Origin of the sequence: Chitinophaga sp. SYP-B3965 (assembly GCF_009647655.1) — a bacterium.
Classification (GTDB): Bacteria; Bacteroidota; Bacteroidia; order Chitinophagales; family Chitinophagaceae; genus Chitinophaga.
This window is the reverse complement of the sequence record NZ_WJFD01000003.1, coordinates 550,106-565,287: the sequence shown is the minus strand read 5'-3', so window position 1 is coordinate 565,287 and position 15,182 is coordinate 550,106. Positions and strand designations below refer to the sequence as shown.

Sequence of the window (15,182 nt, the reverse complement as noted above, 5' to 3'; positions counted from 1 at the left end):
CTAATGTAGTTAGTAGAAAATAAACCTTTTTAAACTTAATTGGCCCGAATAATGTAGATATATATGTACAACTAATCCTTTTTCATATGAAACATCCGGATTACGTTAAAGAACTGCTGTTATTAATACTCTTATTTGCGCCCATGGTTTACCTGGGTGTTATCTGGAACAGCCTCCCCGAGATCATCCCCACCAATTTTCATTTAAACGGCGTGCCGGACAGGCGAGGGGATAAGCAGGAATTCCTGCTGCTGATGATCTTCCTCTTTTTCACGAATGCATTGTTATATGCACTCTTCCGCTACATTCCCAAACCCGATGAGGAAGAAGAGCCGGCCACAGAAACTGCTAATCATATAAAGGCTTATTACCGTACCCGTTTCAGGATCCATGTTTACCTGGCAGTGTTTACCACGGTTATTATATACCTGGTGAGTGTGGGCAGGGAAATTTTCCTGGAGAAGTGGGTATTTATAGGTGTAGGGCTTTTGATCTCCCTGATCGGCCTTTACCTGCGGAACCTGAAGCCCAATAATTTTGTGGGGGTACGAACGCCCTGGACGATGAAGAGTGATGAGATCTGGCTGAAGGTGCATGCCTTTGCCGGGAAGTTGTGGTTGTATGCGGGGATTGTGATCATCATTGCGGGGATGTTCCTGCCGGTAGTGAGCGGAGTGTTCATGTTTATTTTTGCCGCCGGGGCTTTGGCGGCATTACCATATATCTATTCTTACCGTCTTTATTATGTAACACATGGATAAGCAGGATTGATGGCAAGCATCCTGTAGTATTAAAAAAGCCGGGCACTTATCAGGTGCCCGGCTTTTATTATTATAAAGAATTATCAGAAAGAAGGAACCAATGCTCTGCCGATAGCCTCACGGCCGGGCCATGGTATCAGGGCCAGGATCAGGATCAGGGCAATGCCGAAAAAGATCAGTGCTGTTTTGTGCTTTTTGGCATCGGAAGCAGATTTCTTGATCTTGCTGCGGCCGATATGTACAAGGGCTAAAGCTATTAATGCCATCAGGGTGTGTTCCACCGTAAAGAAACGGAGACCGGCATTTTTCATGGTAGCACCCATATCTCCTAAACCAGCTTTGATCAGCGGGCTGGCGATGAACAGGATAATCCCCAGCAGGAATTGAATATCTAAAAAGATCATAAAGAAAAGGCCTGCCTTAGTATCGGCTGCGGTGTAGGCAGATTTGCCACTAACGCCCATTACTGCACGAATAACAGCCCAGACGCCGAATAACAGGATCAGCCATCTAACCACAGAGTGAATACCTAACAAAGTATCTTGCATAATAATTGAGTTTGTCTGCAACAAAAATAAGTGATGCACCCAAGATTAATTTGGTAATTATAAAAAATATTTGCTAATTTTGTTAGCATTATCATACTAAATTATTTAGGGATGTCTACTGTTTGTCGTAATCTTAAATATCTGCGCAAGCAAAAGGGCTGGACGCAGCAGGAGTTTGCCGATCGTCTCTCCATTAAACGTTCCCTGCTGGGCGCGTATGAAGAAGAACGGGCAGAACCACGTACCGAAGTACTGGAACAGGTTTCTGACATGTTTCGTGTATCCATCGATGATCTGTTACGCCGCGATCTGAGTTCCTCGAAGGAAAGCTTCCTGGAAAGACGCCGTCAGCAGAAGATGGGGAGTAAAGACCGGCAGAACGTTGTCTTTGTTCCCGTTAAAGCTGCCGCCGGTTACCTGGCCGGTTTTAATGACGACGAATTCATAGAAGAGCTGAACACCTTCACCTTACCCATGTTAGGTGCCGGAAGTTACAGGGCTTTTGAGATCGCCGGAGACTCTATGTTACCAACACCATCCGGTTCCGTAGTGGTCTGCCATAAGGTGGATGGCTGGGAAGATATCCGCAACAACGAAGCGTATATCGTAGTCACCAACCGCGAAGGCATTGTGTACAAACGTGTGGTGAAGAGCAACCGCTCCAAGAGCAAAGTAACCCTCGTTTCAGATAACCCGCAGTATGATCCGTACCCCGTTAGTATGGAAGAAGTACTCGAGATCTGGCAGGCAGATGCCGTGATCCAGAAAATGGGTCAGCAACACCGCCTCAGTGTAAACCATCTTGCCGGCATGGTCAGCCAGCTGCAGGACCAGGTGAGCATGCTCAAAAAACAAATGAAAAACTAGGAACACAGATATAGGATTTATAGGAACAAAAATTTGACATAGGTTGATTCCAATGTCATATGCAAGGGAACATAGGAAAACATTGTTTGCCCCCCAAGTTAACCATCAAAGTGTCGGGAGTTTTCTCCTGACACTTTTCGTTGTATATTGCATCACTGATTTTTCTTTCCCACCTACCCCAAATAAACATTCTACATCCAGAGAACATGATCAAAATTGGAGGTCGCAATTTGCGTCCTCAAAAGTGTATATGCAATCTCATGGTCCATCGAAAGGATGAACCGATGTATAATGTCAAATTTTAAAACCATTGTTTTATGACTACCAAACAGAATGAAAACACCATTGTAGTACCGGATGAAGTTGTAATGGATAAGATCTATTACATTAGAAAGCAAAAGGTAATGTTAGACCACGATCTGGCGGAGTTATATGGTGTAGAGACCAAACGGCTGAAAGAGGCTGTCAGAAGGAATACAACCAGATTCCCTAAAGATTTTATGTTCCAAATGAGTAAAAGGGAACTCGAAAATTGGAAGAAGCAAATGGCGTCGGCCAATAATGATCGCCATGGAGGCTTGCGCTATACTCCATTTTGCTTTACTGAACAGGGAGTTACTATGTTGTCCTGCGTACTGAGCAGTGAAAGAGCCATTTCTATGAACATCCGTATTATCCGGATCTTTACCCGCATGCGGGAAATGATGCTCACCCATAAAGATATCCTGTTGAAACTGGAGCAATTGGAAACAAAAACATCTCGCCACGACGGCGAGATTAAGAAGATATTTGAATACCTGAAGGAGCTGCTCAGTCCTCCAAAGGAACCAAGGACTTTAATAGGTTTTAACAGGAAAGAGGAAACGGAAAATTAGAATAAAACATAGTACAGATAAAGGTATTCAGCGATTAATACAAACTTGAGGACGCAATTTGCGTCCTCAAGTTTATTTCCCTTAAAATGATGGGCTCTGGATAAAAATTAGGAGAGTGAAACTTCCATAAGAATCCATCTGCATAAAGGTTTCAGCTGGCCAAAGTAAACTTGAGGACGCAATTTGCGTCCTCAAGTTTATTCCCCTTAAAATGATGGGCTCTGGATAAAAATTAGGAGAGTGAAACTTCCATAAGAAGCCATCTGCATAAAGGTTTCAGCTGGCCAAAGTAAACTTGAGGACGCAATTTGCGTCCTCAAGTTTATCCCCCTTAAAATGTTAGGCTCTGGATAAAAAACAGGATGGTAAAATTTCCGTAAGAAGCCATCTGCATAAAGGTTTCAGTCGATTAAAGTAAACTTGAGGACGCAATTTGCGTCCTCAAGTTTATCCCCCTTAAAATGCTAGGCTCTGGATAAAAAACAGGATAGTAGAATTTCCATAAGAAGCCATCCGCATAAAGGTTTCAGCCGGTCAAAGTAAACTTGAGGACGCAATTTGCGTCCTCAAGTTTATTCCCCTTAAAATGATAGGCTCTGGATAAAAATTAGGAGAGTGAAACTTCCATAAGAAGCCATCTGCATAAAGGTTTCAGCCGGTTAAAATAAACTTGAGGACGCAAACTGCGTCCTCAAGTTTATATCCTTAAAATGGCAAATTCTGGATAAAAAGAAGAAGTGGAATTCCCCGACGAATCAATATACATAAAGGTCTTCAGCGATTAAAAATGTTTGAGGACTCAATTTGCGTCCTCAAACATTTGCCTTTAAAGGTGAATCCATGTAAAGACAAAACGGAAATTATCCGAAAAACTAGCACGCTTAAAGGTTTCCAGCATCCCAGAAATTGGAGGACGCAATTTGCGTCCTCCAATTTGGTGCATTTATTCTTTAAAGATTTTAAAGTAAATCGGAAGGCAGAAACAACCCTTAAACTCCCCACCATTAAGCATCCAATCCCCCTTAAAAAAACTTGAGGACGCAATTTGCGTCCTCAAGTTCATATCTTATATAGAAAAAGAAACCCCTTAATTCCAGGTCTTCTCCCCCTTCTTCATTTTATCCAGTGTTTCCTGCAGCGCCTTTTTATCCTTAGATAGCCCTACAGCCTTCTCCTGCCAGGAAATAGCTTCTTCTTTCCTGCCCAGCTTATAAAGCAGGTTAGCATAAGTATCCATGAAATTAGGATCCTGGTTCTCACTGAAAGAACGTTTGCTCCAGGCTAACGCATCTTCCACACATTTCATATCCTTGCAGTTCTCAAATATTGCCCATGCAAATTGGTTCAGGTCCAGCGGGCTGGCTTTGTGGCTATATTTCTTCATATAGGCAACAATGCTGTTCACAGAATTCTCTGCATCTTTCATATTGGAATAATAGATCACCTTGCTTTTAGCGATCATTTCATCCGCCAGCGCAGGATATTTGGCTGCCAGATCTGATTGCAAAACATTCCAGTCCGGAGCGCCGGCATCTTTCTTAAAGATCTTAGGATATATTTCTTCATTGCTGATAATGCCGGACACAATTCCTTCTGATTTGCCTTCGCCTAATATCTTATTGGCTTTTGCACCTTCGTTCAGGAAAATAGTGAACCCTTTGTCCTTACTGGTACGGGTGAACTTAGCCAGCAGTTCCAGGTTCTCCTTGGTGAAAAGGTCCTTCTGTGTATTAAAATATTCTGTAGATACAGCTTGTGCTGTTTTTGCATCATAAGCAGCTAAAGCAGACTCCGCAAATTTCCGGAGGAAAGCCTGATCGCGGTTGCCTTGCTCATATTTAGTCAGCTGTGCATAATATTGTTTTTCAGGCTCGAGGGATTCTTTGGCACGGGCAATGAAAGGCTCTGCTTCTCCGCCACCTACCATACGGTGTGCTACTTTACCATCCGGTGAAAAGAAGAGGAAGGTAGGATACGCCCTCACGCTATATTGCTCGCCAATGGCTTTAGCATCTTCATACCACTTTTTCACTTCTTCATTATCTCCGGGAGTAACATCCATCTGTAGTTTTACATTGATGAACTTACTGTTGAAGAAATCACCCACTTCCTGCTGTGGGAAAACGTTGGCGGTCATATATTTACAGGGCCCGCACCAGGTAGTGAAGCAGTCGATGAAAATATATTTGTTTTCGGCTTTGGCTTTAGCCTGAATTTCTTTCCAGGATAATCCATGTTCAAATTTGATCCCCTTGTCCTGGGCTACAGCAAACAGGGGCAATAGAAATAGGAGGAATAATACTTTTCTCATGACGGTTTTTTGATTTTGATAGTGTGAGTGTAAGGTCTCTTAATGGGTCTGTTATCCTAAAATACAGAAAAAGATCTATATCCGGAATATCTTCTTTTCCGCGATCACAAATACCGCAGAATCCGGCTCCGGATGCAGGGAATACAATCCCGTAAACCCACTGAAAGCCGGTAAAACAGCCCCTTCCATCCCGAAATAAAAGCAGGGTAACCGTAAACTCTGCCTGCCGGCTCCGATCATCCTGATCCCCGGATGGATATGCCCCGAGATAAGGTAATGGCCTTCCAGCACTGAGGGTTTGTCCTCAGCATCATGCACAAAATAGAAGTTACGGAGGGAGAGTACCTGGTGGAGGTTAATTTGGAGGTCATCGTAGACGGAGGACTCCAATATATCATGGTTTCCCTCTATCAATTCAAAAGTGATGTGGGGAAACTGCTGCCGCCAGATCTTAAAGTATTGCACTTCATTATTGGCGGAGGAATGGAACATATCCCCCACGATGAGGATCTGTTTCGGATGATATTTGGTAATGAGTTGTTGCAGGCGGTAAAGGTCCTCCTGCACGATATTCGCAGGAACGGCAATCCCTGCTTTCCGGAAGTGGGCAGACTTCCCTACATGCAGGTCCGCCACGATCAATGCGTTCTCTTCCTCCCAATAAATAGCCCTGCCGGCCGAGAGCCGCCAATGCTGGCCCTTAAACTGAAATGTGGTATCCTCTAAGCTCATTCGTACGTAAATAAAGTCATTTTTTTGATGCGGTCTTCCAGTTTTTCACTGGTTAATTGTTCCCGTAGGCTATCCACTTTAATAGGGAAGCAGAATGGTGTAAGTCGCTGCGGGAAAGTGATCACGATCTTGTTATGATAGATCCTGTCCATGGATTCCCGGAGCCGTGCTTCTTCCATCTGGTAGAAGAAGGCTTCATTGAAAGCCTGCCGCAGCAGGATGTTCTGGGAATCGTAATCATTGAAGACATTGAACAGCAAAGAGGCAGAAGATTGCAGATGCCGGTTGGCTTTCGCCTTTCCGGGAAATCCCTGGAATACGAGGCCTGCTATCACGGCGATGTCCCTGAATTTGCGCCGCGCCATTTCTGTGGAGTTTACACTGCTTTGCAGATCAATGTTCAGATTTTCCAGTGAGAAATATTCCTGCGCATTGGTATCATCTACAGGAATGGGCTGGTCTGATAAGAGTTCAAAACCATAATCATTCATGGCGATGGAAAAAGTAATAGGATGCCGCTGGCTGATCCGCCAGGCCAGGAGTGCAGCCATTACCTCATGCACCAGCCGTCCTTCAAAAGGGTATACAAAAAGGTGGTAGCCGTCCTGCGTTTCGATCTGTTCCATGAGCAGCTCATCTTCTTTGGGGATGTGCGACAGCAATTGTTGCAGATCGAATAAAGGCTGGAGGATGAGGATCTCTTCTTCCTGCGCGGTACCGGCCATGGCTTCATGAAATTTGCGCCTGAGCATTTTACCCAGGTTGGCGGAGAGGGGCATACGCCCGCCATTCCAGCTGGGTACGATACTTTTCTTCGATTTCGATTTGCGTACCAGTACCGTCATGTCTTTGATCATCACAAATTCCAGGTTCTGCCCGCCGAGGCTGAAACTATCGCCGGCAGTTAAGCGGGAAATGAAGTATTCTTCTATCACGCCAACGTACCCGCCTGTCATGAAACGCACTTTGAGCATGGCATCACTTACAATGGTGCCGATGTGCAAACGATGCCGCATGGCCTGCTGGCGGCTCACGCAATGATAGTGATCGCCTACTTTATGCAGTTTGTGAAATTCATCGTAACTGTAAAGTGCTTCTCCGCCTGTGGTGAGAAAAGAAAGGATCCATTGCCATTCATCGGGCATGAGATCACGGAAACAGAAAGTGCCTTTTACTTCGTTCCATATTTCATCTGCATTAAATCCATCAGATACGCCGAGGGTCATCAGGTATTGCAGCAGTACATCATATGCTAAGATCACCGGCATGCGGCTTTCTATCATATTTGCTGCCATGGCATCTTTCAAGGCCGCGGCTTCCACTAATTCCAGGGAATGGGTGGGCAGGAACCAGATCTTACTCACAGCATCCGGCCTGTGACCACTTCTGCCTGCACGTTGTAGAAAACGCGCAACACCTTTGGGACTGCCCACTTGTATCACCGTATCCACAGGGCGGAAATCCACACCCAGGTCAAGACTGGAAGTGCAAACCACCAATTTTAAAGTACCTGTATGCAAAGCCTCTTCCACCCAGATCCGCAATTCCGCATCAATGGAACCATGATGCAAAGCAATGGCTCCTGCTAACTCCGGACAGGCCTTCAATATCTGCTGGTACCATATTTCAGATTGGGAACGGGTATTGGTAAAGAGCAGGGTAGTATTACTTTCCAGTATCACCGATAAAGCCTTTGGCAATAGTCTGATGCCAAGATGCCCTGCCCAGGGGTATTTCTCAATTTCATCCGGGAGGATGCATTGCACGTCAATAGCTTTGTGCACATCTGCCCGCACGATGGCTTTTTGTTGACCACCAAACCCCATCAATACATCCAACGCTTCTTCCAGGTTACCGATAGTAGCAGAGATCCCCCAGGTCTGCAATCCCTTATTCAACCCGCGGAGACGGCTCAATCCCAGTTCCACCATCACACCTCTTTTGCTGCCAATCAGTTCATGCCACTCATCTACTACTACTGTATGCAAACCGGCAAAACGAGATGCGTATTCTTTCTGTGATAATAAGATATGAATGGATTCCGGTGTGATGATGAGGATCTCCGGCATCTGTTTTTTCTGTTGTTCCCGAACAGCAGTAGTGGTATCACCACTGCGGATGCCTACTTTCCAGGGAATATGCAATTCATGCAAAGCTTCTTCCATGGCGCGGCCGATATCTTTGGCGAGTGCGCGTAAAGGGGTTACCCAAAGTAGTTGTAAACCATTGTGTGTTTTGCTGCGATATGCCGGCTCTTCATTCATCCACCTGATCACTACTCCCAGGAACAGAGAAAACGTCTTGCCGAAGCCCGTAGGGGCATTTACGAGGCCGGAATGGCCCTGCAGGTAATGTTCCCAAGCTTCTTCCTGGAAGGTGAACGGCTTTAATTCTTTTGCCGCCAGCCACTGTTCTATCGCTTGCCAGCCGGGTGTATTTTTCATGCCTTTCGAAATTAGGAAAATTTAATCCGAAAAGCACAGCGGGAATTTTTAAGTGAGGATCAACCGTACGCCTACTATCAGCAAAGCCCCTGCCAGCGCAAGGATAATACCTTTCGGTTTTACTTTGGAAGAAAGCCCTGCGCCCAGTTGCGCACCTATCACCACACCACTGCCAATGGCTAAAGCTGTTTGCCAGCCTTCCCAGAAACTACCCTGGATCATGTGAACGATAGTGCCGGCCAAAGCCATGATAGCTAATATCAGGTGAGAAGTAGCCGTAGCTACATGTATGGGGAAATTTAAAAGACTGATCAATGCAGGCACATGAATAATGCCGCCGCCAATACCTAATAAGCTGCTGATAAAACCAACAACGAAACTGATCCAGATGCCTGTCCAGATATTAAAAGAGAAGCGGTGTTCATCGCCATTCCTTTCTGTTACACAGCGATCTACACAACGGCCTTTCAAGCCTCTCATAGCATATCCGCCCTGCTGCGGTTTCAGCATCAGGAATATGGCTACCACTATTAACAGGGCGCCTAAAATAATATTGAAAATGTGACGGGATAATAAAGTAGTGGTAAAGGCGCCGATAATGGCTCCGGGTAAAGTAGCCAATGCAAAGATGAGCGCAGAGCGGTAATCGATGCGTTTTTTACGGGCATAGGCAATGGAACCGGAAGAAGCATTCAGGAATACTACGGCCAGGGAAATACTCGTCAATACATCCGGAGACATATCGGGGTACATTAACAGTAGAAGTGGCATCAGGATAAATCCGCCACCGGCGCCTATGAGTGTCCCAAAGGTACCAATGAAGAATCCTAAGCCTACAAGTAATAATGCATTCAACGCATCCATTCGTGAAATAGTTAGCAGTGGTTGGTGTTCCCTGCGGGTAAAAATCTTTTAATGTTGGTTCCCTTAGTTACCAGAGGCAGTAAGGATATAAGTACAAATTTAGGGGGTTATATCAACACATAATCTGTAGACTAAAGGGGTATGGTCTACAGGAGTTTTTTGAGATCGTCTAAAGTGTTGATTTCAGCTACAGGCTTATCTTTCCGCCACCTGTGTATCCTGGGGAAACGAATGGCAATTCCTGATTTATGGCGGCTGGATAATCCTATCCCTTCAAAGGCTATTTCAAATACAAGCTCCGGTTTCACCGTACGCACCGGCCCGAATTTTTCCAGTGAATTACGCTTCACCCAATTGTCTACTTCGGCAATCTCTTTATCTGTTAATCCGGAATAGGCTTTGGCAAAAGGTACCAGCTGATCACCGTTCTTCACGGCAAAAGTATAATCTGTATACAGGTTAGAACGCCGGCCATGGCCTTTTTGCGCATAGATCATCACTGCATCCACTGTATAAGGATCTATCTTCCATTTCCACCAGTCACCACGCCTGCGCCCTGTTTGGTAAACGGAGTTCAGTTTTTTCAGCATTAATCCTTCACTGCCGTTATTCCTGGATTCTTCCCGCAAAGCAGTTAATTCCTCCCATTTCGTAAAAGGGATGGCAGGAGAGAGTTTCAGCGCTGGCTGATCTGCTTTATTCACCAGTTTTTCCAGCAATGTCCTGCGATCCTGCAGCGGTAACAAACGCAGGTCCTGTTTATCATATTCCAGCAGATCGTAACTGTGAAAGATCACCGGTGCTTCCTGTAATTGTTTTTTAGTCAGGTTCTTTCTGCCGATACGGGTTTGTAATGCCTGGAAAGGCAAGGGGCGGCCTGCTGCCAGATCATAAGCTAATATTTCCCCGTCAATGGCCACGCCATCCGGCAGGTGAGGCAACAATGCAGTGATCTCCGGAAATTTCTCTGTGATGAGTTCTTCCCCACGGCTCCAGATAAAGAGCTGTCCGTTCCTTCTGATCACCTGCCCCCTGATGCCATCCCATTTCCATTCCGCCTGCCATTCCTCGGGATCGCCTAATGTTTGCGGCCCTCCTTCCAATGCATAGGCGAGGAAAAAAGGATAAGGTTTGGAATCATCTATAGTACTGCTTTCTTCATTCAATAATGCAGTCATGGTGATCTGCTGCGGGTCCCAGTTTCCACTGATGAGATGGGAAACCGTGGCGGGGACAATGTTATATGCTTTCGCCAGCGCATTCACAATAGTGCTTTGAGAAACACCTATCCTGAATCCGCCGGTGATCAGTTTATTGAATACAAATCTTTCACGGTATTCCATCTGGTCCCAGGCATTGCGCACAAAGGCAGACTTTTCTTCTTCGCTGGCTTTATCTAATCGAAGTAATCCATCCAGCCAGTAATGCAGTGGGTGAGAACCAGCTTTTGTTTCCGGTGGCGGTAATAAAAGTGCGATCGTTTCTGCCAGATCACCTACCGTATGATAACATTCATTAAACAACCATTCCGGCAAACCGGTGAGTTCCATACTCCATTGCCGCATCTGCGCAGAATTCAATACCCGCTTGGGTCTTCTGCCGCTAAAGAGTGCCAGCACCCAGGGTTTATCCTTTTCATCTGCCGTGGTAAAATAACGGCTCAGCGCCTCCAGCTTTTCGTTGGTCTTCGTGCTTTGCGCCAGTGTGGATATGAGTTGTGAGAAATGCTGCATCAGGATGTAATTTCTTCTTCTTCACTACCATAGGCCGTTTTCACTTCTTCGGCCGATAAACCATTCTCTTGCAGGTAACGTGCCAATACACTGGTGAAACCATGCGTTACAAATATTTTTTCCGCACCCGTTTGTTTGATCGTTTGTAATAATCCCCGCCAGTCTGCATGGTCTGATATGGGGAAACCCGCATCCACATTACTCCTCCGCGCATTTCCGCGTACCTGCATCCAGCCGCTGCAAACGCCCAGTGAATAAGGATTGAAACGTTTCATCCAGGTAGAATCAGCTGAAGAAGGAGGGGCAATGATCAGGCTGCCTTTGTAACTTTCTTTCGGGGTTTCCGGTGTGATCAATTCTACGGGAGGAAGCGGCCACCCATTTTGCAGGCATACTTCATGCGCATTAAAAATAGCACCATGCACTAAAAAACGCGAAACGGAATGCTGCAAATTGTAAAGCAGTCTTTGCGCTTTGCCCAGGCTGTAAGCCACCAGCACACTATTCTTCCCGGCCTGCTCATTTTCGTTCATCCATGTGCGTATATCACTGAAAATAGCCTGCTGCGGTTTCCAGTGATAAATAGGTAAACCAAAGGTGGATTCCGTAATGAACACATGGCATTTCTGCGGCTCAAATTCACCCGAGATACCATCATTCTCTACTTTATAATCTCCGCTGGCCACCCAGGTCTGCCCTTCATAAGTAACCTTCACCTGTGCCGAACCGATCATATGACCTGCCGGATGGAAAGAGACCGTAACACCATTGATATAGATGGTTTCGCCATAAGCCAGTCCCTGCACACTGATCTCTTTACCCAGGCGTAATTGCAGAAAGGGAACACTGTCTTTGGTGCAGAGGTAATGCTGATTACCCAACCGCGCATGATCTGAGTGCGCATGTGTGATCACAGCCCGGGCTACGGGTTTCCAGGGATCTATATAAAAATCCCCTGCCGGGCAGTAGATACCTTTATCTGTGAATGTGAGCATGCTTAGATAAATATAGCATAAAAACAAAAGGGACGACCAATGTGGTCATCCCTTTTACAATAACAGCAATACATCTTTACAAGGCTGAATTCATTTTGAAATCAACACTGTCTCCCTTTTGGATAATGTAAATATTTTTATTCTCGAAGTAAGCCGGTACTTGATCTCCATCCTTTGAATACACCGGTTGGAAATTGTAAGTAGTGAACATCCTGTTGCCGGGTTTGTTCAGGTCCTTGTTAAAATAAAGGCCATCCTGCGTAAGCAGTTTTACAAAGTAGTACGTCTGCTCAAAACCTTTGAAAGCCATGTCAGACGGGCGTGATTTGTAAACGTTCTTGAAATGATCTATTACATACTTGCTATAGATATCCGTTTTGTCGTTGTAATAAGGAGAAGAATAATACAGCGTTAAGCCGGCAAATTCAGGCTCCTTGAACTTCATCACATCCCAGGTAGGCATCCCGAAAATATGCATCGGGTAAGTGGCTTTTTGTGCAGCCAGTTTCCGGAGGATGGTCTTTGCGCCTAATTCATCCAATGCTGTTACTATCAGGATATTCGGACGGTCTGCCAGCAGGTATTGTGTGAGTTGCAGGTCTGTAGTGGTTTCATTCCAGATCACTTCCCGTACCCGTGATTTCTTGTCGTAGTTCATCTTCTCGTAAGCATTCTTCACATGGTTGGCAATGCCGGCTTCAAAAGCAGTACCTCTTCTGATGATGAGGATGTTCTTGTTGGCAAAACCTTTCTGTGCGTAATCATGCATCGCTTCCACATGAGATCTCAGGGTGCTGTTGCTGATGAGCATGAAAGGATTATCTGTAATGCCGCCATCATTCGGGTAGGTAGCGGACACAAAGTTGATCTCTTTTTGTTTGGCAAAGTCGCTCAGCAGTTTCAGTTCCGGTGTGCTTACTGCGCCAATGATCAGGTCTATGGCATCCAGTTGTTTGTTACGGATCAGGGCGGCTACATCTGCCTGGCGGGCTTTGTTATCATAAACCTGTACATTCAGCTGTACGCCTTGTCTTTCCAGGGTATCCAGCGCCAGTTGTGCGCCTTCGTAGAATTCGAGGCCGGGTAATACATACCGTGGCATGGTACGGCCGGGAATATCCAGGCTGGCAGCAAAAACAGAATCTAGGTACATAGGGGCAAAAATGGCCACATTATAACTGCTGCGTTTCACTTCTTTCGCAAAAGCGGGTACATTAAATGGCGCTCCTTTTACTTCAGGCTGTTTTTCTTCTGGTTTCTTTTCTTCCGGTTTCGGCCTGGTCAATACTGGCGGCGGACCGTCAGTTTTAACCGGAGTGCTTCGGAAGATGCTACAGGCTTGCATCAGCATCATGCATGATACTGCTATTACAAGACTGGTGATGGTACTCGATCGGTTCATATGGTGCCAAAATTGCAAAAATCGTTCCTTAATTATTCCCATTCTATCGTAGCCGGAGGTTTGGAACTGATGTCGTACACCACCCGGTTAATGCCTTTTACCTTATTAATAATGTCGTTGGAAACTTTGGCGAGGAACTCGTAAGGAAGGTGCGCCCAGTCTGCCGTCATACCATCTGTGGAAGTTACCGCGCGGAGGGCCACACAGAACTCGTAAGTTCTTTCATCTCCCATCACACCAACACTTTGCACAGGTAACAGGATGGTACCTGCCTGCCATACCTGGTTGTACAGGCCGGATTCTTTCAGGTTTTCAATGTAGATAGCGTCTGCTTCCTGGAGCATGTGCACTTTTTCAGGAGTGATCTCACCCAGGATGCGGATAGCCAAACCAGGACCGGGGAAAGGATGACGAGCGAGGAAAATATCGCTGATACCTATCTCTTTACCTACACGGCGCACTTCATCTTTGAAAAGGAAACGCAGGGGCTCTACGAGACCCATTTTCATTTTCTCCGGCAAACCGCCTACGTTATGGTGTGATTTAATAGTAGCAGAAGGACCATTCACAGAAACGGATTCGATCACATCGGGGTAAATAGTACCCTGACCGAGGAAGGCAATATCTTTTAACTCAGTGGATTCCTGTTGGAACACTTCTATAAAAAGGCCGCCAATGATCTTGCGTTTTGTTTCCGGATCTTTCACTCCATTCAGCTTACCATAGAAGAGTTCTTTGGCATTTACCCCTTTTACATTGAGTCCCATATGTTTATAGGAATCCAGTACCGTTTCGTATTCGTCTTTCCGTAAAAGTCCGTTATCAACAAACACGCAATAGAGGTTGCTGCCAATAGCTTTATGGATCAGTTCAGCCGCTACGGTGGAATCCACTCCGCCACTGAGAGCCATCACTACCTTCTGATCACCAACTTGTTCTTTGATCTTAGCTACTGTTTCCTGTACAAAAGCTGCTGGTGTCCAGTCTTGCCTGATACCACAGATGTGTACCAGGAAGTTGCGGTAGATCTGTTTGCCTTCCAGGGAGTGAGTTACTTCCGGATGGAATTGTAGTCCAAAAAGCGGGAATTTGGCCAGGGTAAAGCTTTTGAAAGCTGCTACCGGTATATTTTCAGTATGAGCGATAGGAATGAAAGCTTCGGGGAGACGTTTAATAGTGTCCGCATGGCTCATCCAAACCTGGCTCTTGGGAGAAATGTCATATAATAAGGGCTCTTCTTTGTCATTGTGCTCCATAAAGGCACGTCCATATTCACGTGTGCTGCTTTTGGCCACATCTCCGCCAAATACTTTCGCCATCAGCTGGGCGCCGTAGCAAACCCCTAAAACCGGTACTTTTTCGCCCATGGCGGCAATGTCCACTACAGGCGCCTGAGGGTCGTTCACAGAAAATGGTGAACCGGAGAGAATGATACCTTTAATACTGTCGTCCCAGGTAATGGACTTCGTACATGGTTGAATTTCACAATAAACATTCAGCTCCCGTATGCTTCTTGCAATCAATTGAGTGTACTGGGAACCGAAATCGAGGATCAAGATCTTTTCTGTCATGGTCGCGCAAAGATAGTGGAATTTCGGATTTTGGTTTTCTGAATTGGGGGATATGATGTGAAATGCATGCGGAACGCGG

Annotated in this window: 12 protein-coding genes; 3 read left to right on the top strand and 9 right to left on the bottom strand. The window is 45.7% G+C overall.

Translation table 11 applies throughout. The features are described 5' to 3' along the window. Positions 1-86: 86 nt before the first annotated feature. On the top strand, positions 87-761 hold the full coding sequence (locus GFS24_RS20060) for an SdpI family protein (protein ID WP_153662512.1): 675 nt from the start codon (positions 87-89) through the stop codon (positions 759-761). Positions 762-844: 83 nt separating this feature from the next. Here GFS24_RS20060 and GFS24_RS20055 read toward each other — a convergent pair whose 3' ends face one another. Next, the gene (locus GFS24_RS20055; protein ID WP_153662510.1) at positions 845-1,309 is read right to left on the bottom strand and encodes a hypothetical protein; all 465 of its coding nucleotides are present in this window, start codon (positions 1,307-1,309) and stop codon (positions 845-847) included. A 111-nt stretch (positions 1,310-1,420) separates the two neighbouring features. On the opposite strand from GFS24_RS20055, the gene GFS24_RS20050 reads away from it, so the two are divergent. Next, positions 1,421-2,176, top strand: coding sequence for a LexA family transcriptional regulator (locus GFS24_RS20050; RefSeq protein WP_153662508.1), 756 nt, complete (start codon positions 1,421-1,423; stop codon positions 2,174-2,176). Positions 2,177-2,493: 317 nt separating this feature from the next. Beyond that, positions 2,494-3,051 carry an ORF6N domain-containing protein gene (locus GFS24_RS20045; RefSeq protein WP_216647456.1) on the top strand — a complete coding sequence of 186 codons (558 nt, stop codon included), beginning with the start codon at positions 2,494-2,496 and terminating at the stop codon, positions 3,049-3,051. 1,087 nt (positions 3,052-4,138) lie between these two features. Here the strand turns inward: GFS24_RS20045 and GFS24_RS20040 are convergent. From GFS24_RS20040 to guaA, 8 genes are all read right to left on the bottom strand, one after another. Further along, positions 4,139-5,362 carry a thioredoxin fold domain-containing protein gene (locus tag GFS24_RS20040; RefSeq protein ID WP_153662506.1) on the bottom strand — a complete coding sequence of 408 codons (1,224 nt, stop codon included), beginning with the start codon at positions 5,360-5,362 and terminating at the stop codon, positions 4,139-4,141. A 75-nt stretch (positions 5,363-5,437) separates the two neighbouring features. Then, positions 5,438-6,094, bottom strand: coding sequence for a ligase-associated DNA damage response endonuclease PdeM (pdeM, locus tag GFS24_RS20035; protein WP_153662504.1), 657 nt, complete (start codon positions 6,092-6,094; stop codon positions 5,438-5,440). After that, positions 6,091-8,538 carry a ligase-associated DNA damage response DEXH box helicase gene (locus tag GFS24_RS20030; protein WP_153662502.1) on the bottom strand — a complete coding sequence of 816 codons (2,448 nt, stop codon included), beginning with the start codon at positions 8,536-8,538 and terminating at the stop codon, positions 6,091-6,093. The genes pdeM and GFS24_RS20030 overlap by 4 nt, the downstream gene beginning before the upstream one ends. A gap of 48 nt (positions 8,539-8,586) precedes the next feature. Then, on the bottom strand, positions 8,587-9,402 hold the full coding sequence (locus GFS24_RS20025; RefSeq protein WP_153662500.1) for a sulfite exporter TauE/SafE family protein: 816 nt from the start codon (positions 9,400-9,402) through the stop codon (positions 8,587-8,589). A 146-nt stretch (positions 9,403-9,548) separates the two neighbouring features. Next, positions 9,549-11,135: an ATP-dependent DNA ligase gene (locus tag GFS24_RS20020; protein ID WP_153662498.1), complete on the bottom strand. Its 1,587-nt coding sequence runs from the start codon at positions 11,133-11,135 to the stop codon at positions 9,549-9,551. Continuing rightward, complete coding sequence (locus GFS24_RS20015; protein ID WP_153662496.1) at positions 11,135-12,130, bottom strand: ligase-associated DNA damage response exonuclease; 996 nt, start codon at positions 12,128-12,130, stop codon at positions 11,135-11,137. The genes GFS24_RS20020 and GFS24_RS20015 overlap by 1 nt, the downstream gene beginning before the upstream one ends. Before the next feature lie 76 nt (positions 12,131-12,206). Continuing rightward, positions 12,207-13,532, bottom strand: a complete 1,326-nt coding sequence (locus tag GFS24_RS20010; RefSeq protein ID WP_173003132.1) for an ABC transporter substrate-binding protein — start codon at positions 13,530-13,532, stop codon at positions 12,207-12,209. Between the two features lie 32 nt (positions 13,533-13,564). After that, positions 13,565-15,103, bottom strand: a complete 1,539-nt coding sequence (guaA, locus tag GFS24_RS20005; protein ID WP_153662492.1) for a glutamine-hydrolyzing GMP synthase — start codon at positions 15,101-15,103, stop codon at positions 13,565-13,567. Between the last annotated feature and the right edge of the window lie 79 nt (positions 15,104-15,182).